General features: G+C 61.6%; 18 protein-coding genes. 7 read left to right on the top strand and 11 right to left on the bottom strand.

All coding sequences use genetic code 11. The annotated features are described in order from the left end of the window. The first annotated feature begins 1 nt into the window (after position 1). On the top strand, positions 2–1,201 hold the full coding sequence (locus tag M0D64_RS28660) for a CaiB/BaiF CoA-transferase family protein (RefSeq protein WP_266260222.1): 1,200 nt from the start codon (positions 2–4) through the stop codon (positions 1,199–1,201). A gap of 2 nt (positions 1,202–1,203) precedes the next feature. Next, the gene (locus M0D64_RS28655; RefSeq protein ID WP_266260220.1) at positions 1,204–2,028 is read left to right on the top strand and encodes a citryl-CoA lyase; all 825 of its coding nucleotides are present in this window, start codon (positions 1,204–1,206) and stop codon (positions 2,026–2,028) included. Here M0D64_RS28655 and M0D64_RS28650 read toward each other — a convergent pair. After that, positions 2,016–2,780 carry an IclR family transcriptional regulator gene (locus M0D64_RS28650; protein ID WP_266260219.1) on the bottom strand — a complete coding sequence of 255 codons (765 nt, stop codon included), beginning with the start codon at positions 2,778–2,780 and terminating at the stop codon, positions 2,016–2,018. The two genes, M0D64_RS28655 and M0D64_RS28650, sit on opposite strands and share 13 nt — an antisense overlap. A gap of 303 nt (positions 2,781–3,083) precedes the next feature. Between M0D64_RS28650 and tehA the strand changes: the two genes are divergently transcribed. Further along, positions 3,084–4,091 carry a dicarboxylate transporter/tellurite-resistance protein TehA gene (gene tehA, locus M0D64_RS28645; RefSeq protein WP_266260218.1) on the top strand — a complete coding sequence of 336 codons (1,008 nt, stop codon included), beginning with the start codon at positions 3,084–3,086 and terminating at the stop codon, positions 4,089–4,091. Positions 4,092–4,216: 125 nt separating this feature from the next. Here the strand turns inward: tehA and M0D64_RS28640 are convergent, their stop codons facing one another. Both M0D64_RS28640 and bla read right to left on the bottom strand, forming a co-directional pair. Further along, positions 4,217–4,681, bottom strand: a complete 465-nt coding sequence (locus tag M0D64_RS28640; RefSeq protein WP_266260217.1) for a DUF4126 domain-containing protein — start codon at positions 4,679–4,681, stop codon at positions 4,217–4,219. 180 nt (positions 4,682–4,861) lie between these two features. After that, positions 4,862–5,797 carry a class A beta-lactamase gene (gene bla, locus M0D64_RS28635; RefSeq protein ID WP_266260216.1) on the bottom strand — a complete coding sequence of 312 codons (936 nt, stop codon included), beginning with the start codon at positions 5,795–5,797 and terminating at the stop codon, positions 4,862–4,864. A 99-nt stretch (positions 5,798–5,896) separates the two neighbouring features. Between bla and M0D64_RS28630 the strand changes: the two genes are divergently transcribed. Then, complete coding sequence (locus tag M0D64_RS28630) at positions 5,897–6,775, top strand: LysR family transcriptional regulator (protein WP_266260215.1); 879 nt, start codon at positions 5,897–5,899, stop codon at positions 6,773–6,775. Here the strand turns inward: M0D64_RS28630 and M0D64_RS28625 are convergent. Both M0D64_RS28625 and M0D64_RS28620 read right to left on the bottom strand, forming a co-directional pair. Next, a complete protein-coding gene (locus tag M0D64_RS28625; RefSeq protein ID WP_154562760.1) occupies positions 6,772–7,026 on the bottom strand; it encodes a hypothetical protein in 255 nt (84 codons plus the stop codon). The two genes, M0D64_RS28630 and M0D64_RS28625, sit on opposite strands and share 4 nt — an antisense overlap. A gap of 63 nt (positions 7,027–7,089) precedes the next feature. Beyond that, positions 7,090–7,593, bottom strand: coding sequence for a lecithin retinol acyltransferase family protein (locus tag M0D64_RS28620; protein ID WP_266260213.1), 504 nt, complete (start codon positions 7,591–7,593; stop codon positions 7,090–7,092). A gap of 459 nt (positions 7,594–8,052) precedes the next feature. Here M0D64_RS28620 and M0D64_RS28615 point away from each other — a divergent pair, with 459 nt between their 5' ends. The 3 genes from M0D64_RS28615 to M0D64_RS28605 all read left to right on the top strand — a co-directional run bounded on the left by M0D64_RS28615 (position 8,053) and on the right by M0D64_RS28605 (position 10,171). Further along, positions 8,053–8,340: a hypothetical protein gene (locus M0D64_RS28615; protein ID WP_054035641.1), complete on the top strand. Its 288-nt coding sequence runs from the start codon at positions 8,053–8,055 to the stop codon at positions 8,338–8,340. A gap of 5 nt (positions 8,341–8,345) precedes the next feature. Next, positions 8,346–9,116, top strand: coding sequence for a PP2C family serine/threonine-protein phosphatase (locus M0D64_RS28610; protein WP_168435795.1), 771 nt, complete (start codon positions 8,346–8,348; stop codon positions 9,114–9,116). A gap of 203 nt (positions 9,117–9,319) precedes the next feature. Continuing rightward, positions 9,320–10,171 carry a hypothetical protein gene (locus M0D64_RS28605; protein ID WP_266260212.1) on the top strand — a complete coding sequence of 284 codons (852 nt, stop codon included), beginning with the start codon at positions 9,320–9,322 and terminating at the stop codon, positions 10,169–10,171. Between the two features lie 35 nt (positions 10,172–10,206). Here M0D64_RS28605 and M0D64_RS28600 read toward each other — a convergent pair whose 3' ends face one another. From M0D64_RS28600 to M0D64_RS28575, 6 genes are all read right to left on the bottom strand, one after another. Further along, positions 10,207–11,565: a sigma-54-dependent Fis family transcriptional regulator gene (locus tag M0D64_RS28600; protein ID WP_266260211.1), complete on the bottom strand. Its 1,359-nt coding sequence runs from the start codon at positions 11,563–11,565 to the stop codon at positions 10,207–10,209. Beyond that, positions 11,562–14,618 (bottom strand): peptidase domain-containing ABC transporter, encoded by a 3,057-nt coding sequence (locus M0D64_RS28595; RefSeq protein ID WP_154562770.1) that lies wholly within the window; start codon positions 14,616–14,618, stop codon positions 11,562–11,564. Before M0D64_RS28595 ends, M0D64_RS28600 begins: the two co-directional genes overlap by 4 nt. Positions 14,619–14,640: 22 nt before the next feature. Then, positions 14,641–15,393, bottom strand: coding sequence for a peptidylprolyl isomerase (locus M0D64_RS28590; RefSeq protein ID WP_154562772.1), 753 nt, complete (start codon positions 15,391–15,393; stop codon positions 14,641–14,643). A 37-nt stretch (positions 15,394–15,430) separates the two neighbouring features. Continuing rightward, complete coding sequence (locus M0D64_RS28585) at positions 15,431–16,804, bottom strand: HlyD family efflux transporter periplasmic adaptor subunit (RefSeq protein ID WP_168435797.1); 1,374 nt, start codon at positions 16,802–16,804, stop codon at positions 15,431–15,433. Then, entirely contained in the window at positions 16,782–19,388 is a 2,607-nt protein-coding gene (locus M0D64_RS28580) for an FHA domain-containing protein (RefSeq protein WP_266260209.1), read from the bottom strand. Before M0D64_RS28580 ends, M0D64_RS28585 begins: the two co-directional genes overlap by 23 nt. Positions 19,389–19,600: 212 nt before the next feature. After that, complete coding sequence (locus M0D64_RS28575; RefSeq protein WP_171925989.1) at positions 19,601–21,013, bottom strand: efflux transporter outer membrane subunit; 1,413 nt, start codon at positions 21,011–21,013, stop codon at positions 19,601–19,603. Between the last annotated feature and the right edge of the window lie 122 nt (positions 21,014–21,135).

Below are 21,135 nucleotides of genomic sequence, written 5' to 3'. Positions count from 1 at the left end.
GATGACGCTGCCGTTGGCTGGAGTGCGGGTACTGGATTTATCGAATGTGTTGGCGGGGCCGTTTTGCGCATATCAACTCGCGCTGCTCGGCGCCGACGTGATCAAGGTCGAACACCCCGAAGGCGGCGATCTTGCGCGGCGTTTAGGCGCCGACAAGGAAGCGTCCATGCGCAACATGGGCACCTCGTTCGTCGCGGTAAATGCGGGCAAGCAGTCCATCACGCTCAATCTGAAAGACCCGCGCGGCAAGGCCATTTTGCGCGAGCTCGTCAAAACCGCCGACGTGCTGGTCGAAAACTTCCGGCCGGGTGTGATGACGCGGCTCGGCCTCGATTTCGATGCCCTACGTGAAGTGAATCCCAAGCTCGTGTATTGCGCGATCTCCGGCTTCGGCATGGACGGCGAGTTTTCGAAACGCCCCGCCTACGACCAGATCATTCAGGGCATCTCGGGCGTGATGAGCGTGACCGGCGATGCCGACAGCGCACCGTTGCGCGTCGGCTATCCGGTATCGGATACCGTGGGCGGTCTCACGGCGGCATTCGGCATCTGCGCCGCGTTGGTCGATGCCCGCGCGAGCGGACACGGCCGCATGCTCGACGTCTCGATGCTGGAAGCCACGCTGGCGACGATGGGCTGGGTCGTGTCGAACTACCTGAACGCCGGTGTCACGCCCGCCCCGTTGGGTAACGAGAATTTCACCGCGGCACCGTCGGGCACCTTCAAAACCGGCGACGGCCCCCTCAATATCGCCGCGAACGAGAACAAGCAGTTCGCGAGCCTCTGCCATCTGATCGGCCGCGCCGATCTGCTCGACGACGCGCGCTTTTCCGAGCGCAACGCACGCAAAGCGAATCGCGCGGCATTGAAAGCCGAAATCGAAGCGGCGCTTGCAAGCGACAACGCCACAAACTGGGAAGCGAAATTCTTCGAAGCAGGCGTGCCGGCCGGGCGCGTGATGTCGGTGCCGGAGATTCTGGCACATCCGCATCTGGCATCGCGCGAGTTCATCCGCGAATTTGCCGGCGACGACACCACTGAGCGGCAACGCGTCACTCGTGCGGGTTTTAGGCTATCCGATGCCGACACGGCGCCGACCACGCCCGCACCGGTTCTATCCGCCCACACGCGTGAGCATCTCGCCTCGCTCGGTTACGACGACGCGCAAATCGACCACCTACGCTCCGAAGGAGTCATCTGAACATGACGCAAGCATTCGACGCCGCCAAGCTCGCCGCCGAGTACTGGAGCACCTCGATCATCGATATCCATCCCGGCTCGATCAAGGTGCGCGGTTTCCCGATTCAGGAGTTGATCGGCAACGTCAGCTTTCCGCAGATGATCTGGCTGATGCTGCGCGGCGAATTGCCTGATGCCGCACAAGCGCGGTTGTTCGAAGCGGCGTTGGTGGCGTCGGTCGATCATGGTCCGCATGCACCGTCGATTGCAATCTCGCGGATGGCGACCAGTTGCGGTTTGCCGTTGAACGGCGCGATGGCCTCCGCGATCAATGCGCTGGATGATGTGCACGGCGGCGCCGGTCAACAGGCGGTCGAACTGTACGACTCGATTGCCGAACGCATGCAAGCAGGTGCCACGTTGGAAGAAGCCGTCAAGCAAGGTGTCGATGCTTTTACCGTCGAACACGGCAAGTATTTGCCTGGCTTCGGGCACCGCTTTCATCCGGTCGATCCGCGCGCAATCCGGCTTCTTTCGCTCGTGGACGACAGCGTCGAACAGCAAAGTATCAGCGGCCGATACGCCGCTATCGCGCGCGGCATTGAAGCCCTGCTCAAGCAGCGCAAGAACAAACCCGTGCCGATGAATATCGACGGCGCAACCGCCGTGATCTACGCGGAACTCGGCTTTGCGCCGGAGCTGGCACGCGGGGTGTTCTGCCTGTCACGAGCGGTCGGCATTCTGTCGCATGCCTGGGAGCAACGCGGACGCAACGAGCGCAACAAAGGCCCGATGCCGCGCCAGATGAGCTACATGTACACGGGCAAGCCCGAGCGTCACCTGTTCTGAACTTCGGCCGCGCGCCGCTGCGCGTTGCGCATTGCGCGCGAGTCGCCGCCTAATGCATCCGTTGCGCGTGCGGCGCAATCGAACAGCGCGCCGAGATTACTCTCGAGGAACGCCTGATCGATGCGCGAACTCGGGCCTGCAAGCGTCAGCACGCCACGCAAACTCTGGCGCACACCGAATACCGGCATCGAAACCCCCGCCGTCTCCCGATCACGCTCGCCGATCGACACACAGTAGAAGTCCTCGCGAATTTTCTCGTACGGCTCGCCCGGCATGCCGCCGAACGCCAGCAATGCAAGACCGCCCGAGCCGCTTTCCAGCGGCAGCACGTCACCTTCGCGCACGTGAAATCGCACCGCATGCGTCGAATCCACACGATGCAAGCACACACGCACCGCCTCGTCGCGCACATAGAAGGAGACGCTTTCGCCGCTCGTTTCCGCAAGTTCGCGCATCAGCGGCACCAGAATGTCGCCGACGTTCAGGCTGCGCTGATACAGCGCGCCGAGCATGAAGGTCGCGGAGCCGAGTTGATAGCGGCCGTCATCCAGACGAAGCAGTAGGCGGTGCTGGATCAGCGAGCCCGCAAGCCGCAACAGCGTGCTCTTGTAGAGCCCCGTGCGCGCCGCGAGTTCGGCGAGCGTGAGCGCGACGTCGTCCGGCCTGAACGCGAACAGAATCGCGCAAGCACGATCGATGACGGCAACGCCCTCGCTTTCCTTTGAGTTTGATTTGTCCGCAGGCGTTGGCATGAGTTAGCGTAAATGACGTTACTTCATATCGAAGTGGAAATTTTACGCGATGACGCGGGGCTGTCATACCAGGCAGTGATTCTTCGGGGCCGAAACAGCCGGAAATCGGCGGCAGGACGGCGAAACCCGACGGAACGTGCCGCAACTGGGGCAAAGCACGCGCTGTGAATGCACGTTGAGACGATCGCGCCATTTGTTGAGCCGTCCCGGCATTCAGCGTTTTGCCACCGCCCTCTAGAGTACGTTATCGAACGCGCAACGCCGGAACATCGGAGCGCGTCGCAACGCTTCGGAGGATCAGAGATGAATAGCAATCGTGGCACGATTCCAGTTTCTTTCTTCGGCATCGCGGTGGGCGCGCTGGCGTTCGCCAACTTGTGGCGTGTGGCGATCAGGGTGTGGCATTTGCCCACAATCGCTGGAGACGTGTTCAGCGTCGCAGCGCTTGTGGTGTGGCTCGTCGTTCTGCTCGCATACGGGCATAAGTGGCTGACGCATGCAGCCGAGGCTCGCGCGGAAATGCAGCATCCGGTGCAATCGTCGTTTGCGGCGCTCGGGCCGGTTTCGAGTTTGCTGGCCGCGCAGCTCTTGCAGCCTTATGCGCATTCGGTTGCGCTTGCACTGTTCGGCGTGGCCGTGGTCGCCCAATTGGTGCTCGGCGTGTACCTGCATGGACGGCTCTGGCAGGGTGGGCGCAAGCCTGAACTGATCACGCCGGCCATTTATCTGCCGACCGTCGCGTCGAGTTTTGTCGCGGGCACGGCGGCTGCTGCCTTCGGTTTTCATCAGTTGGGCGGGCTGTTCTTCGGCGCCGGCGTGCTGTCCTGGCTCGCGATCGAATCGATGATTCTGCACCGCGCCGCCGTGCATGAACCGCTGCCCGAAGCACTGCGTCCGATCCTCGGCATTCAGCTCGCGCCGCCGGTGGTGGGCGGTGTGACGTATCTGAGCTTAAGCAGTGGCACGCCTGATCTGGTCGCGCTGATGCTGCTCGGCTATGGGCTCTACCAGGCGTTGCTGCTGTTGCGTCTGCTGCCGTGGATTCGCCAGCAAGCATTCGTGCCGGGATACTGGGCGTTCAGCTTCGGTGTAGCCGCATTGCCGACGATGGCGATCCGCATGGTCGAACGAGGCGCAACGGGTCCGCTCGAATGGATTGCGCCGGTTTTGTTCGTCGCCGCGAATGTGGTGATTGGAATTTTCGTGGTGAAGACGCTTGGGTTGCTGGTGCAAGGGAAGTTGATTCCGGCTGCAGTCGTTCCTCAGCCTGCAGCTCAAATTGCAGCAGACTCGCGTATTGCGCGGGCCTAGAAATGAAAACGCCCAAGTCCACGGATAGCCGACCGTCTGTTGCTAGTCAGGTATTTGTCGTGGCCCTTGGGCGGAAAAAATTGTCCGCGATGACGGATGGTTTGTCAACGCACACCTCGCCGACGTCAACGTAACGCCATCACAATCAACACAGCACCAACGATCGCTACCGCGTCTTCGATCAAGGCGGCCGGCAAGTCGCGGCCAAACGTGCGCGCCAACGCGCCTCTCACCTTCGCGCCGCCCAGGGTGCCGATCACTGCGCCCACCACCCCGGCAATCAAACCACCCACCAAGCCACCATGTGCGGCCCCGATCGCCGCGCCACTCAACCCACCCAGGACGATACGCGTGCCAAATTGCATCGGCACGGTACGGCTAGGCGTTTTCGGCAGTTGATCCGTAATCAGTTCGACGATCGCCAGCACTGTGAAGATGTACGGCGTGGCAGCAAAACCGAGAAATGCCAGCGGCGTGTCCTGCAGCGGCAACCACCCGAGATGCGCCGCCCAACTAACGGCTGCGGGCGCAGTCATCGCGCGAAGGCCGGCCACTACGCCGATTAGCAATGCCAGGACATAGACAGACATAGGGGCCCCCTTTGGTGTGGCCCTAGTGTCGCACGATTCGCCTTTCAATCGTAAGCGAAAGACGTAGGCCAGTCTCTCCCATAGTCGGCCCGTTGTTCCCGTAGCCGGTTCGCCTTTTTTCCAGTGGTCAGCACGTTTGCACCACGAACCGGTTCATGCGCTGAACGAACGCTCACACGATCAAACCGACGCCGCGATCAACGCACCGACGTCAGCAATCGCCGCATTGCAGCGCGCCGCATCGCCACTCGTTTCGGTCAGGTAAACGGTCACGAGAATCGGCCCGCGTCCCGGCGGCCACAGAATCGCGACGTCATTTGCCGTGCCGTGATCGCCCGTACCCGTTTTATCGCCGACGCCCCAATCCTTCGGCAGCTTCGCGCGAATCCGTTCGGCGCCGGTCTGATTGGCAGCCAGCCAGGCCAGCAGTTGCGCACGCGACGACGAAGACAACCGCTCGCCCAGCAGCAGCTCGCGCAGATTGCCGAGCATGGCGTTGGGCGTGGTGGTGTCGCGTGGATCGCCGGGCGTCGCTTCGTTCAGCGTCGGCTCATTGCGGTCCAGACGCGTGATGCCGTCGTCGATACTGCGCGCGAACGCGGTCAAAGCCGCGGGGCCGCCAAAGCTCGCCAGCAGCAGATTAGCCGCTGTGTTATCGCTGAGCGTAATGGCCGCCTTGCACAAGTCGGCGACGCTCATCCCCGCTTCGCCGGTGCGCTCGCGGGTGTGCTGGCTGGTGGCCGGCGAGTACGGCACAAGATCGGCTTTGGAAAATACGATGCGCCGTTCCAGGTCCTCTTGTCCGTGATCCACGCGCGTCAGCACGAAACTCGCCGCCAGCAGTTTGAACGTGCTGCACATCGGAAAACGCTCGTCCGTCCGCAAACCGGCGTGCAATCCGGAGGTCGTGTCGACGATCGACACGCCGAGCCGGCCGCCGCTTTCCGCTTCGATCTGCGCGAGCCGTTGACGAATGGCGTCCGCCTTGGCCACGCTGCCGCCCTGCTTTGCCGTGCCCGCCTTCACCGCTTTCCCGAACGCGCCACCACTGCCAACCGCAACCCCAGCTATCGAAACACCGAGCATCGCGCCCGCGAATTTCCGTCTTGTGATCATCGCCGCTCCTTATTTGAAGCCGCAACTATCGGTTTTTCGGCGTCCGCTGGCAAACGATGATAAGTTAGCCTAACCCCTAGAAAATCTTATGCCTCCGCCATGAGACCGTATCTCCCGTTGAATGCGCTGCGCGCCTTCGAATCGTCCGCGCGGCATCTGAGCTTCACGCGCGCCGCGCTCGAATTGAACGTCACCCAGGCGGCTGTGAGCCAGCAGGTCAGAACGCTGGAGGAGCGGCTTGGCACGGCGCTCTTCAACCGTCTGCCCCGCGGACTGGCCATGACCGACGAAGGCCTCGCGCTGCGCCCTGTCCTCACGGATGCATTCGATCGCATCGAAGCCGTGCTCAAACAGTTCGATGGCGGCCACTTCCACGAGGTGTTGACGGTCGGCGTGGTGGGCACTTTCGCGGTGGGCTGGTTGATGTCGCGGCTCAAGTCGTTTCGCGACGCGCATCCGTTTGTCGAGCTGCGGCTGCTGACGAACAACAATCTGGTCGATCTCGCCACCGAAGGCCTCGACTTCGCGATCCGTTTCGGCGACGGCACCTGGCCAGGCTCGCTCGCCACCCGGCTGCTCGACGCACCGCTCGCGATTCTGTGTGCGCCCGAGATCGCCAGGCGTCTGTCCGTGCCAACGGATCTCGCCAACGAAACTTTGCTGCGCTCCTATCGCGTCGACGACTGGATGAACTGGTTCACGGCTGCCGGCATCCCGCCGCGGCCGATTCGCGGCCCGGTGTTCGATTCATCGCGGCTCATGGTGGAAGCGGCCATGCAGGGTGCGGGTATCGCGTTGGCGCCGGCGCTGATGTTCGATCACGAGATCAACACGGGCCGGCTGGTGCGGCCGTTCGAGGTGGAAGTTCACGCCGGCAGCTACTGGCTGACGTGGTTGAAGGGCAAACCGATGACGTCGGCGATGCTGCTGTTCAGTCAGTGGATCGTCAAGGAAGCGGCCTCGCACACACAAAGCTAGCAAACTGCCGTGCGTCGATGGCCGTTCATGGCGGGTCGCTCGGCTTGCGGCGGGAACACGTTCCACGAGCCGTCGTCATGACGGAAGAAGAAGATCGACAACAAACCGCTCGGCCGCAGAGCTTCTACACAAACGTAACGCTGATGCTGCGACGCGCGGTGGCAAAACTGAACGACACGTGCGGGCATCGACGGGGTCGGCGCAAGCCATTTATCGACGGCCCAGTGCAAGGTCTTTTCTGCGGCAACCATGATGCTCTCCTCGATCCTTGAATCCCTGAATTGCTGAACTCGTTCCTGCTCGTTACCGCTCGCTCAGGCGAGTTGGGCGGCAACCTGACCATTCTTCGCGGTGCGTTCGACAAACGCCTTCACCAGACACACCAGCGTGAGCACGCCGGCACGGGGATGCGTCAAGCAGCAATGCACCTGTTCGCTGCGGCTTTCGCCAAGCAGGCACCACGCGCAGAAGTGCTCGCAGTTATTCGTCAGCAGGCGGTAATGGTTTTCGCCGAGGCGGGAGCGCGCGCGGCGCACGGCTTCATCGCCGACGTAACGGGCGCTCGGGGTCGGGCGGATCGTCAACGGATGACCGGCGGCGAAGCGGGTCAATTCCACTTCTTCCACCGGACCGCGATGCGCCGAGCTCGCAAAACCCGCGTAATGAACCACGCGGCCATTGCCGACATAAATGCCGTGATGTTCGTAGCCGCGCCGTTGCGTCACGAGATGCGCGCCGATCGGCAGGTCGATGGTCGACGTTTCATTGCAGCGTTCGTCTTGGTCTTCGCTGCTCGTCGGGAGGTGGTTCGTGTTCATGGCTGGTCTCGCTTCAATATCCAACACTGTTGCGAGATCTTTTGCATCATCCGGGCCATGTGGCGAAAAGCCTTTATTTAAAGGGCTGGCAGGAATTGGGAGGCATTTTGAGTGCAGCAGATGTCCGTTGGGATCCGACACAAATCAAACCGATCTGTTGGCAGACGTCGATCATTTGGAGCGTAGGTTGAGCCACAGCGAGTCGGTTCGCCAGGGGCCGGGAGTCCGGCCAATGTGTTGGGTCCTGCACCGGTGTGAGTGCCCGGATGTTGGCTGCATCCCGACCTCTCCAGTTCTGCACGAACAGGCGCTGCCTGCCCAGGTGCGCGGAATCGCCCACCAATCAACGCGTTACGAGAAAGCGCCCGCTCGAGCCGCAAACTGGCACAGCACTTGCACCATCACGTTCAATTCCTTTTCAACCGCGCGCCCGACGCACGCGGCCAACCGGAGAACGATATGGCTTCCATCACAGTAAACGACCTCTCGCTGAACCTCGCGCTCGACCGTAAAGCAATGGCGGCGATCCGCGGCGGCGGCGGTGCGCCGTGGGTGTACGGCTGGATTCAGCCCTATGTGCGGGAAACACCGAGCATCGGTCCGGTGGTGAACCTGTACGACATCTCGAACAACTTCTATGCTAACCAGATGATCAACACGTTCCAGTCGGTCGACGTACGCAACACCGGCGCGAACTCGAACATCAACGTCTCCCCGGACGCACGCAGCAGAAACGATACGGTGTAACCCTTGTGACCTGTCCGAGCCAATTTCGATGGACGTCGTCCGCGCGGTCCGACGCCGGACGCGTCCGTGAAATCAACGAAGATGCCTGCCTCGCCCAGCCCGAACCCGGACGCTGGGCCGTCGCCGATGGCATGGGCGGGCACGCGGTCGGCGATCTGGCGAGCCGCGTGGTGATCGATTCGCTGAGCCGGCTCGCGCCGCCGCTCGCGATGAAAACCTGCATCGCCGACGCACGAGCACGGCTGCAAAAGGCCAACCGCCAACTGAGGGACGAAGCCGCGCGCCGCCAGGTGCAACGGATCGGCAGCACCGTCATCGTGCTGCTCGCGTGCGACCGCTTCTGCGGTTACCTATGGGCCGGCGACAGTCGTCTCTATCTGTATCGCGAAGGGCAATTGCGGCAACTCACGCGCGATCATAGTCAGGTGGAAGAACTCAAATCGCTCGGCGTGATTACCGACGAAGAGGCGCGCCATCACCCGGCGCAGCACATGATCACGCGCGCGGTGGGCGCCACGGACGTGCTCGAACTCGATGACGATGCAATCGAAGTCGCGGACGGCGACGTTTTCCTGCTTTGCAGCGATGGGCTCAGCAACGAAGTCAGCGATGCGGAAATATTGGCGGTGCTGACCTCGGTGGCGTGCGAGCGCGCGTCCGATGAACTGGTTGAACTGGCCATTGCGCACGGCGGACGTGACAATGTCACCGCCGTGGTGGTGCAGGCTGAAGATCCGTATGCGTCAGACAAAACCCTGCTGAACCCCGCGCCTTGAACACACAGTTCGAAAGAAATTGCAATTTATGTGTGTTCTTCCTAATATCCACCCAACATTCGGATGGGTAGTATCCCTCCCGTGAGCGTACTGCATTGCAATACGCAACCGTCGGCGCTTTGTCCACGCGTTCAGGCGGACAACACCCACGCCTTTGGCCTTGATCGCTCAAGGGCTTGACGCAATCACGAGTGGGGCGCGCCATGGAGTTTTTGGAAAAAAACGTCGCGACGGAATTGATTGAGCGGAAGGATCACGCCCTCGAACATGTCGGGTTGGATGGCGAGAAGCGGACGTATTTCCCGGCCAGGTCAATGTGGTTGCGGTTGGAACAGCTCCATGTGGCCCAACAGCTCGCAGAGCCTCTGGACGCAGACAAACAGCCAACACTCTCCACGTCGCTGCACGGAATGGCACATCTCGATGGCCAGGAGCTGTCGATCATCGGCGACGCTGAACACGCGATGCTCGCCGTTGAGGTGTCCTTCGAGGCCCGCGACGTCAGCAAGGCTGACCGCTTAGGTCTGCGCGAGTTGGAGGACGAACTCGGTACTTCGTTTGCCGACGTGCCGCTCGGTACTGCTCGTCTCGGTGTCAATCGGGCCGACGCAGAGACCGGCGAACCCGATCAGTGGTGGCTCGCCTGCCACATTCCCGAAGCCTGTATACATGCGCTTTCGAAAGCGACGTCCGACGGCCGGTTTGGCGCAGTCGAGTTGGGACTGGCGCTGCGACACCTCTACACGGCCGAAAGTGCTATGGCTAACCCTCGGCGCGAGCCGGACCTTTTTCTCAGGCCCAGCAAAAGCGACGGCGCAATTGAATGTCCGGAAATCGCAGTTGGCTACGTCACCCACCTTCGTATCGACCTCGCAACTGCTCAATTGCGCACCGCGACGACGAGCGGCGACCGCACTGATGAATTAACGGCGAATCCTGTCGCGGAGGCCGTGAACTCACTGGCTGTCAGGCTCACCAGCCTCATGACCACGGTAAGATGGATTGGCTTCTTCATCGGCATATTGCTCTTTCTTGAAGTTCTCGAGAGGCTCTGATCAGGCACGCCCGAAAACCGTCGAAGCATCCAGCCTCAACTATCGCTGTCTTCCTCATCGTGCTCGTCAGCGCCGTTTCTGTTCGTGGGCGGTGCATTGCGATTGCGAAAATCCTTCGAATGCAGGCCATGCTTCTTTAGAAGCATTTGCAGATGCGAGCGGTTCATATCGATGCGCCGCGCCAGTTCCGCAACCGTGCCGCTCACTTCGCGCAGGCCCCGCTCCAGGAAGGCTTTTTCCGCGTCGTCGCTCGCGGCGCGCTTCGCGTCGCTCAGCGACATCAGATTCGCCACGCTGATTGGTTCCTGTCCCGTCGCAGTGGTTACACTGGAAGCAGTCGCGGCTGACCCTGGCGCGGCCGGCCGCATATCCACCGGCAGATGATCGACATCCGCCATGTCGCCGGCGAGGCACGACACGCGATACATCACGTTGCGCAGTTCACGAATATTGCCCGGGTACGCATAGTTCAGCAGAAAGTCCCGCAGACGCGGCGTCAATCTGACGGGCCTGCGTTTCAACGTACCTGCAGCTTCATCGCCGAACCAGGCAATCAGCAGCGGTATCTCATCGCGCCGCTCGCGCAGTGGCGGCAACGTGACATGAATCACGCTGAGACGGTAGAACAGGTCCTCGCGGAACTTGCCCTCTTCGCTGAGTTGCCGCAGATTGCGATTGGTCGCGGCGACGATGCGCGTATCGACAGCAATCGTCTCATCAGAACCCACGCGCTGAATCTCGTGTGCTTCCAGCACGCGCAGCAACTTCACCTGACCGGCCAGCGGCAACTCGCCGATTTCGTCGAGAAAGATCGTGCCGGTATGCGCGCTTTCGAATTTGCCCTTGCGGTCATTCGAAGCTCCCGTGAACGCGCCCTTGCGATGACCGAACAATTCCGACTCCAGCAGATTGTCCGGAATCGCACCGCAATTCACGGAGATAAAGGGCTTGTCCGAGCGCGAACCATTCGCGTGAATTACCTTCGCCATCAGCTCCTTACCGGTGCCGCTTTCGCCATCGATCAACACCGGCAAATCGGTCGGCGCCGCCTTCTCGGCGATTTCGAGCGATTCGAGCAAACGTGGATTGTCGCCGAACGTCCCTTCGAAAATGAAGCTGCGCTCGATCAGCGCCTTTCTGCGCGCACCACGGGATTGATCGGCAGCCGTGGCAGGCTCAGCGGCCGTTGCGGCCTGCACGAAGCGCTCCTTGTGCGAGAGCTGCATGACTTCGTCGCGCAACGAGGTGGCTTGCCGGAGCAGCTTGTCGATGTCGGCGCGCTCGAGCCGGGACGACCAACGCAGCGTCGAGCGCAAAATCTCGATGCGTTCGATCAAACCCGCGTATGAAATCGCCGGGCTGAGCTCTTCTACCTGGTCGAGTATCTTCATCACGCACTCAACTGTTTCTGGACCAACTGGTAGTACATGCCGCCGCGCTGGATCAGTTCATCGTGACGGCCCTGTTCGACAATCGCCCCTTCATACAGCACCAGAATCTTGTCGGCACGCATGATGGTGCTGAGCCGATGCGCAATGATCACCGCCGTTCGGCCCTTCAGAATGTCATGCATATTGCCGAGGATATTGCTTTCCGATTGCGAGTCCAGCGCCGAGGTCGCCTCGTCGAAAACCAGCAGACGCGGATCGTGATACAGCGCCCGCGCAATGCAAAGCCGCTGGATCTGCCCACCGGATAAGCCAATGCCGCGTTCGCCGACAATCTGCTCGTAGCCGAGCGGCATCTTGCTGATGAACGCGTGCGCGTCGGCCATTTTCGCGACCTCCTCGATGCGGCGCCGTTCGGGCGCGTCGTCGCCGCTGGCAATGTTTTCGGCAATCGTGCCGGAAAACAGCAGATTGCTCTGCATTACATAGCCGATCTGCGCGCGGTAATAGGCTTTGTCGACCACGCCGAGGTCGTAGCCGTCGATGGTCATCTTGCCCTCGGTCGGCGCGTAGAAGCCGACCAGCAGCTTGGCGAGCGTCGTCTTGCCGGACCCGCTGCGGCCCACAATCGCCACCAGTTCGCCGGGCTTGATGTCAAAGCTGATATTTTCCAGTACATACGCCGAGTCGTCCTCGCCGTAGCGGAAGTAGACGCCGCTAAAACTGATTTCGCCCTGCAGTTCCGGCAGCATCACGCGCGAAGGCAAATCCTGCGGCTTCTGTTCCGGCTCGATATCGAGCACGTCGCCGAGGCGTTCCATCGCCACGCCCGCGTCGTTCAACATGCTCCATAAGCCGACCAGTCCCATCAGCGGACCCAGCACGCTGCCCATGAACGCATTGAACGCAATCAACTGACCGATGGTCATTTCGCGCGCCAGCACCAGATTTGCGCCGACCCAAAGGATGGCGATCGTCGTCGCCGCATTCAGCAACTGGCTGCCAAGCCCAATGAGAATGTTGAAGGCGTGCGCCCGGTATTGCACTTCGAGCGCCTTCGCGTACTTCTTCTCCCAGCGCAACCGCACCGGCCGTTCGATGCCCATACCCTTGATGGTCTCGACACCGGCGAGCGCTTCCATCAAAAACGACTTCGACTCGGTCGAGGCCGTGAATACCTCACGCGCATAGTTCTTGATCTTCGGCGTGGCTAGCGCGGTCAACGCCATGATGGGTATCACGAACGCGATCAATACCAGCGTCATCTTCACGTTGTAGACGAACATGATCGTGAAGTAGATGAACACCATCAGCAGATTCAACGCGGTGGTCACCGTGGATTCGGTGAGGAAGGCGCGGATCGTCTGGTTCTCCTGAAAACGCGCGAAGATGTCGCCGGTCTTCCGCTTGGCGAAAAACGAGAACGGCAGCGACATGGTGTGCTTGAAGAACTGCGACATCATCGCGAAGTCCATGTTGCGCACCATGAAATTCGCCAGATACGCGCGAATCGTCGACATCAATTGCGAAAACACATTGGCGATAATCAGGCCGCCGATCAGCAGATGCAGCAGGCTGACGTTCTGATGCACGATCACGCCGTCGAGAATGTTCTGGATGATCAGCGGCGGAATCACGCCGAGTACCTGAATCACAAACGTGGCAAGAAACAGGTGACCGAGAATCTTCTTGTACGGCCTGAGGTAGCCAACAAAGCGTATCCACGGCGAACGCGCGGCGGACATCTGCATGAGATTCGGTCCGCCGGTAAAGAGCAGACACGTGCCGCTCCAGCCGCGTTCGAAATCCTCGACCGTCATTTTCCGGAAGCCGAGTGCCGGATCGGCGACCCACACGTAGTCCTTCGAGAGCCCGTACACCACTACATAGTGGTAGCCCTCCCAATGCACGATGAAGGGCAGATCGAAACCGCGCAAGGAATCGAATGTGCATTGCACGCCGCGTGCAGTGAAGCCAAGCGATTCGCCCGCACGCGCGAGGCTGTCGAGCGTGGCGCCTTGCGTCGTGACGTTGGCGAGTTCGCGCAGTTTGCCGAGCGTCATCGGGATGCTGTAGTGGCGGCATACCATGGCGAGGCACGCGGCGCCGCAATCCATTTCCTCAGCCTGTTCGACCAGCGCAAAGCGCTTGATGACCTTTTCGCCGAACTCGGGTTTGGTCTGCAGGTCGAGCATCAAAGGCAGTTTGCGCCGCTGCTCCAGGCGCTTTTGCCGCTGCAATTCGCGGTCGCCGTAACGAATCCGCTCATCCAGCACTTCGCGCAGCTTCGGATTGCGCTCCAGAATGAAATGGACGGTTCGCTCCGGGATCACCAGCAGCCGCGTATCGGTCGTCGCCACCACCGACGCCATTTGCTCCTGCCGCATCAAACACGCCTTTTCGCCGAAGATTTCGCCTTCGCCTAAGGTCGCAAGCGTGTAGTCGTGGCCTTCCTCGTGACGGACAATGCGCACGCCGCCTTGCCGCACCACATAAAGCCGCCGGTCATCGCGCCCATCTTGCTTGAGAATTTCCTTGCCCTCGGCCACCCGTTTCACGCCGACGCTGCGCACATATTCTTCGAGTTCCGCCTTGTTGAGCTTGCCGCGCAGATCGAACAACTGAGCGACGAAACCGCCGGCCGAACTGATCGCTACATAGCTCGCGATAAACGCCAACGCGGCCTGATTGCCGGCGATCACCGGCTCGATCGCGGCACGGGGAATGAACAGCAATTCGGTTTTCGCGGACGCCCGTACCGACGCCTCATGCACGTACGCGCGCAACATCGCAATGTCGGCGAAAATCTCGCCGGTTTTGCGCACGCCCATGCTGGTTTCCTTGCCATGCTCCTCGGTGAAGATACGCACCGAGCCCGAGCGAACCACGTAAAGACCGTCAGCCGTCTCACCCGCCGAGCACACCGTTTCGCCGAACGAATAGAAGCGTGCCTGCGCATATTCGGCAAGACGCTCGATCTCGTCGCGCGAAAACGGCGAGAGAATTTCCACCGAGGTGAGAAACTCGGCAGCGGAGGGCGCGGTCTGGGGTGCATCCATGGGCTTGCGGACCTCGGTTCGGCTAACGTGCTTCGATCACATGTTCCTGCGAGCGGGCAATCAGCCAGCTCTCGCGCAGCAGACGTCTGACTTCAGAGGCGACATCCGCGTCGAGCATCGCCGGATACTTCGCCGTCACGGCGAAAATCTCGAAGCACGAGCGATCCGCCGACGGAAATGGCCCAAGCAGATCGCCCACCGCCGCGTTGAAAATCTTCGCCTCGATGTCCGGCTTCAAGGATCCGCGCAGCACTTTGCCGATCACGCCGCCGGCTTCGCGCGTATCCGCGATCGAATGCTCGCGCGCCATGTCGGCGAAACTGTCGGGATCGTCGTGCAGGTACGAGATCATTTCCTTCGCCTTGCCTTCGCTGTCGAGCACGATATGGCTCACCTCGATCGCGTCGAACTTCGGCGAATTCAGCGCGAAATAATCCTTGATCGCCGCCTCGTTGCCGACCACGTCGAGCATCTTCTCCTGATACAGCCCGTCCGTAATGAAGGCCTCGAACTCGTCGAGACTCACGCCGAGCGCATCGAGGTACTGATTCATATCCGTCGCGCGATGCAAGCCGCGCACGCGGCGGAACTGATCGGCGCGCTGCTGGATGTCGTCGGCAGTAACGGCAATGCCCTGCTTCTTGGCCGCATGCACCGTGAGCTTGTCGCGCACGATCTGCTCGATCAGGCTATCGAACTGGCCGGTCAGTTTCAGAAGACGAATGAACTCGGAAACGTCCACGACTTCGTCATCGATTCGCACTATCGCGGTCATGTCATCCGCTCCTTTAATTGACGTGTGATCGGCGCGCTCATCCCGCCACCTGTCTGAATGGATCGAGCCCCAGATCGATCAGGCGCCGTTCGCGCACCACGATCTCCGCGCTCGCCGTCATGCCATAGCGCAGCGGATAGCGGGTGTCGGCGATCTGGTAGTAGTTCTTGTCGAGCGTGACGCGGCCCTCGTACACCGGCTGCTTGTCCTGCAAGGACGGCTTGGTGGCCGGCGAAATATAGGCGAGCGTGCCGTTGATCAGCCCGTAGCGCTGATATGGGAACGCGTTGAATTTCAGCTTCACCGGCTGGCCCTCGTGCAGAAAAGCACGATCGTGTTCGGCGATTTCGATCTTCAGCACGGGCTTCGCATCTTTTGGCGCGATGCCGCCGAGCGGCGCGTTCGCCTGGATCTTGTCGCCTCGCTGCGTGGAGGTCACGTCGGTGATGACGCCGGAGACCGGCGCGAGGATCAGCAGGAAGTTGTCTTTGTCGATGTTCTCGAAACGGATCCGCGCGGCGGCTTCGGACACGAGGCGCGCGGTCTGAAGTTGCAGACGCAGTTTGTCTTCGGCGTCGGTGATGTCGCGGACTGCCGAGTCGTACTGGAGTTGCAGGTCGGTGGTCTGCTGCCCGCTGGTTTCGAGTTGCGCATTGGCCTGCGCGTATTCGTGGCTCAGGCGGAAATCCAGCTCCGCGAGTTTCGATTGCGCGACACGATAGGCGTTATCCGCTTCCATCGCGGCGGTTCGCTTCTGCTCCACCTGCAGCTCGGCGATGCCGCCGCCACCCGGCTGAGCGAACAGCCGCGAGTAACGATCCAGCTCCTGACGCGCCGCCTCACGCGTGCGGCGCGCGTTGTCGAGCACGCTGCGCGCTTCGTCGAGTTCGGCTTTCTGGCCTTCGGCGAGCTTGGTTGTGCCCTCGGAGACGCGATTTTCGTGCAGGCGGGCTTCTACTTCCATCTGCGCCTTCAGCGCGGCCGCCTTGCGCTCCATCAGCGCCTTCTTCTCGGGGAACTGCTTCCAGTCGCGCTCGGCGTCTTCGAGTTTGAGCTGCGCTTGCAGCGCGTTGCTCGCTGCTTCGATCGCGCCGCGTGCATTCAGCCGCGCCAGCACGTCGCCCTTCGACACCGGCTGCCCCTCGGCGATGTACAGATCGGCGAGCTCGCCATCGATCGGCGCATAGATGCGACGCACCTCCGATTCCGGCGAGAGCGTGCCTTGCGCACTGACGATCACATCCGCGCGCCCCACGAACGACCACAGCAAGCCGGCCACCACCAGCGCGACCATCGCCCAGATCAGCGCGCGAGCAAGCCGCACCGGCTCGGCGGTCAGAATCGCGATGCCTTCGACGCTGTGATCCTCCAGCGCCTCCGACAACGGTCTAGGGTGATTGTCGCGCTTCACTCTGCTCGCCTCCGATCAACGCCAGCTTCGCCTTCAAGAGTCCGGGGTCCAGCACCATACGCAATTCGGTCAGCGAGCGGCGCTGCAAATCCGCTTCGGCCTGGATATCCGCGAGCAGGCGGTCGAAGTCCGCGGGATGATCCGCCTTCAGTTGCGTATAGATACGCATGCCTTGTTGCGCGGCGGACTGTGCATCGGAAAGCAGACGCGCCTCGCTGCGAAAGCCGGGCGAAATGCCCGCTTCCAGCCGCTGCGTGCCGCCGATCGGCCCGCTCGCCCGATATTGTTTCCACAGGCTTTGCGCGCGCAGCATCAGGTCCTGGGCGCGCGCCAGCGCTTTGTCGTGCAACGCGGCGACGTCTTTCTGGATCGATTGCACGAACCACATGTCCGCCACCGGATCGAGACTGGCGTAGAACGACAGCAGGCGCTCGTCATAGTCCTTGCCGCCGCGCGTCTTCTGCAAGTCGGCGAACTGGTCAAGCTGCGCTCTCTTGTGCGCCAATTCCGCGGCGATCACGTCGGACCACGGCCCGGCAGGCATGGCCTGCAAATCCGCCAGCGCCTGTTGGGTGTCGCCGCGCTGCCAGGCAGCGGTCGCCGCGTCATGACGCTGGATAACGTCCGCGGACGGCAAACGGCTCGCGGACAGTTGCTGAAACTGCGCCTGAAACGGCGGGGTGTTGAAACGCACCGTCTTCAGCAAGGCGAGCAATGGCGTCAGTTGCCGGCTGAGCGCCGCGTTCAGCACATCGGTGTAATGGTGCAAATCTTCCCGCACACGATCGAGGCCGGCGAGGCGCGGATAGCGCTGCGCGTAATCGTCAAGAATGGCTGGCAGCGCTGCGGGTTTGTCGCGCGCCAGTTCGGTGCGAATGGTGCCGTTCAGGCGGTCGATGGCGGCGAGATAGACCGAGTCGTCGCTTTCCAGTTTGCGCAGATGGCTCAACGCCTGCGCGTACGGCTCCGCAAAAATGGGCACATACGAGGCGATGCGGTCGAGTGCGCGCTGATGGCCCCTGGCGTCGTCGTCCCAGCGTTGCAGCAAGCCGCCGATAGTCGTCTCGTCGGCGTACATGCGGATTGGTGCGTCCACCCCGCCGCGTCCCGCCACGAAGCGCTCCAGGTCGCCCACCCACTGCAATTCGCCGACCAGAGAAGTGGCGTCCGCATTGTTCGCACTCAACGCTCTCATCTCCTTGAGCAGCGTGTCGGCCTGATCGAACTGCGCCTTTTGCAGCGTACTCAGCCAGCCGGGGAGTTTCGCCTTCAGTAGCGCTTCGCTCGCCAACGCACTGACTTTCGTGTCGGCGGGGTGCTGCGCCAGATAGCCGTTTGCCGCCGTCACCGCGCTGGTGTAATCGCCGCTCGCCAGCAGGTTTCTCAACTCGCGCTCTGACGAACCGCGCAAGTAGAGCGTCAGCGCAATGGCCACCAGAAGGGCGAAGGCCGCGCCACTCCACCATACGGCGCGACGCGACAGGGTGTGATCGCCACCCGCAAAGGCCTTGCTGAGTTCTCCCGCGAGCAGCCGCCAACGCTGCGGCCGGCTCTGTGCTGCGTTCGTGCCATGTGCGCCGTTTGCGCTTTGCTTGCCATGAGTGCCGTTTGCGCCATGCGTGCCGTTAGTTCCGTTCGTGGTATTCGCACCGCCTGTCGGCGTGTCGCGTTTCGCGTGCGCGGATGCGGCCTGCGCCGCTTCGTTGACTTCGTCTTCGCGTTGTAGCCCTGGGTCCACGCAAAAGATATCGAGGAACGAATGCGCGGCGCCAACGAACGTGGTCTTGTCCGTGTCGGCGGCCTCGTCAGTAGCGGGATTGAGGAATAGCTGGGTCACGGTCGGCTCGACTTCAGGGGGTTTCTGCAGCGTCACCCTGTAGACGAAGTGGTCGCCACCAAATGCAAGGAGGTCCCCCTCCACAAGCGGCACCGCGGTTTCGTCGAGCCGCTTTCCGCCGACGAATGTGCCGTTGGTGCTGCCGAGATCTTCGAGGTAGAGCTCGCCGCCCTTCAGGAAGATGTGGGCATGACGCCGCGAGATGTAGTTGACCTGATGTGGATAGCGATCCTTGTAGCGCGAGAAAACCTCGTCAGCCTTGCTGATGAGAAAGGGGAACGCCTGCACGTCGATCGGCTGAAGCTCGAGGTCGTCGCGCTGCGGCACCAGCAGCAGGCCGGGTGCGGGCGCCGCGCGCGCGACGACGATCCGCGCGCGCGGCTCGATACTCACGCGGTAGCAAAGCTCGCCGCCGAAACATAGTTCGTCGCCGGCACGCAGCCGCGCGGGGGCTTGCCGCACCGCAGTGCCGTTGAGCGTCGTACCGTTCTTGCTGCCGAGGTCGGCAACATAGACGGCGCCGTGCTCCGTGAAAATCCGCGCATGGCGGCGCGACAGGCGGGTAAGGCGTTCGGCGGGATAGTCGGTGAATGGCGCTTCGCTGCGGCCGATCGCGAACAGGCTGTCGACGATCCGGATCGCGTCGAGTGCGGGACGCTGCGCGGACGCAACCGGCGACAGCACCACGTCGAACGCGGAGTCCTGTGTTGCACGCATCTCAGCAATCTGGGCTTCGCCGGTAGTCATTTTATCTGGATCACTAATCGTTTACCCGCTGCGACGAGCGCGCAACGGGAACGGCAAGAAGAACTACGGCGAATTGCGGATATTTTAGCGAGCCCGGCAGAACCGGGCTCCTTACAAATTTTAAGTCACGCATGGCAAGTGTCAATTTTCTGATCGTCGGTTGAAAGGGCCATTCATGCGTCATATGCAGCCGAATCGTGCCTCGGATTAGCTCAGTGTTCCTTTACTTCCGCCTGCACATCCACGCTCGGCCAACCGCCGCCCAGCGCCTTATAAAGCAACACCGTGTCGGACAGAATCAACTGATGGTTAGAGAGCAGTTCCTGCTGCGCTTCCAGCAAGGTCCGCTCGGTTTCGAAAACTTCCAGTTGCGACACCACGCCGAGACGCAATTGCGACTGGATCTGCTCGGCGACGATTTGTAAACGCGACACCTCCTGCTGCAATTCCACCCGCTGCGCCTTGTGCGAATTCAGATTGACCAGCGCGTTCTCCACTTCCTCGAACGCACCCATGACGGCCACGCGGTACTGTTGTTCCGCGACCGTCGATTGCGCTTGCGTGACCTTCACATGAGCCCGCACGCCGGGATCGAGCAGGGGGATGTTGATGCTGGGCATGAATCCGTAGGTGAACGACTTCAGCAAATCGGTCAACGCGAAACTCGCGGTGCCACCGTGACCGGTGAGGTTGATGGTGGGCAATTGCGCGAGCTTGGCCTGGCCGACCAGGTCGTAGGCTTCCAGCACTCTGAACTCGGCGGCCACCACGTCAGGCCGGCGCGCAAGGAGTTGCGCGGGCAAGCCGTCCGGCACCACGGGCAGTTGCACGCGTTGCTGCAAATGCCCCTTGGGCAACTGGAACTCACCCGCCGGCACACCGAGCAGCGTGCACAACGCGTTGTTCGCGACATCGCGCGAGCGGCGCAGTTCGAGCAACTGATTCGTTAGACGGTTGATCTCGGCTTGCTGGCGCAATACCTGGGTTTGCGGCACAAGGCCGTTGCGGCGTTGGCCGTCGTAGATAGTGAGGATTTGCCGGTTCGTGACCAGCGTTTGTTGCTGCTGCTCGATCTGGTCGTCGAATTGCAGGATCTGGAAGTAGGTACTCGAGACGTTCGCCACCAGTTCCAGATAGCCGGCGCGCCAATCCGCTTCGCTGGCGTGGAACTCGGCCTTCTGTGCCTGAACGCCCTTCTCCACTTTGCCCCAGATATCGATGTCCCAGCTCACCTGCGTCGCGACGTTGTACTGTTTGGAAAACGTCTGACGCGTAGTCTTTTCGAAATCGGCGCCGCCGCCGAGATCCATGGTCGGCAACGCGCCTGCCTTGGCCTCGCCGATCTGCGTGCCGGCCACGTCAATACGTGCGGCCAGCACCTTGATATCGAAGTTGCTCGCGATCGCCTTCGCGATCAGCGTGTCCAGATACGGATCGTGGAAGCCTTTCCACCAGTCCGGCTCGATGGTCGCGGCCGCCGATACCGGCGAGCCTTTCTGATCCGACCAGGACGCCTTGGCGGGCGTATCCGGCCGCTTGTAGTCGGGCATGCTGACATCGATACACGCACTCAGCGACAGTGCGCAAACCGTTGCAGCGCAGAGTCCGCGCAGCGCCGCTGCCATGCGGCTCGCACTCGCCGGCCGGCGGCCAGGACAGCACCGCGCTGTGGCGTTGAAAAAGCGCTGACGAACCATTGAATCAAGCAACGCTGACACGATTTTCTCCGATGACACCGGCTACGTTG

Origin of the sequence: Paraburkholderia sp. WS6, from assembly GCF_030464835.1 — a bacterium.
GTDB lineage: Bacteria > Pseudomonadota > Gammaproteobacteria > Burkholderiales > Burkholderiaceae > Paraburkholderia > Paraburkholderia madseniana.
Note: the sequence above shows the minus strand (reverse complement) of the source record. Positions and strands in the feature narration are given on the sequence as shown.